Genomic DNA, 314 nt, shown 5'->3' on the forward strand with positions numbered 1-314 from the left:
GGGACGGTCCGAGCGCACTGGTCAGCGGATCGGCGTCGCTCGGCTCGAGCTCGGCGCTCACCGCGGCAGCCCGCACGATCCCGCTCTGCACGGGGAGGCCGTCAGCCTCGGTCATCGTCTCGACCGTGATGTCGATCGTCGTCGCGCCACCGAGGAACCGCTCGTTCCAGGTGGTGACGTCCGCCCCGGAGAGCTCGAGGGATTCCGTTGCGGTCGTCACGTGTGCCGAGACGTCACCACGGAGGGCGATGCGCACGTCTCCTCCCTCGGCGACGGCGGCGACGAACGACGGCAACGATGTGAAGGACCGGCCC

At 70.4% G+C, this 314-nt stretch carries 1 protein-coding gene; it reads right to left on the bottom strand.

The window, feature by feature from the left end; all coding sequences use genetic code 11:
• A partial coding sequence (locus tag E3U55_RS17640; protein WP_228547610.1) for a hypothetical protein occupies nucleotides 1-314 on the bottom strand: 314 nt, incomplete at both ends.

The sequence above is a fragment of the Filobacillus milosensis genome (assembly GCF_004402015.1).
Taxonomy (GTDB): Bacteria; Bacillota; Bacilli; order Bacillales; family Alkalibacillaceae; genus Filobacillus; species Filobacillus milosensis.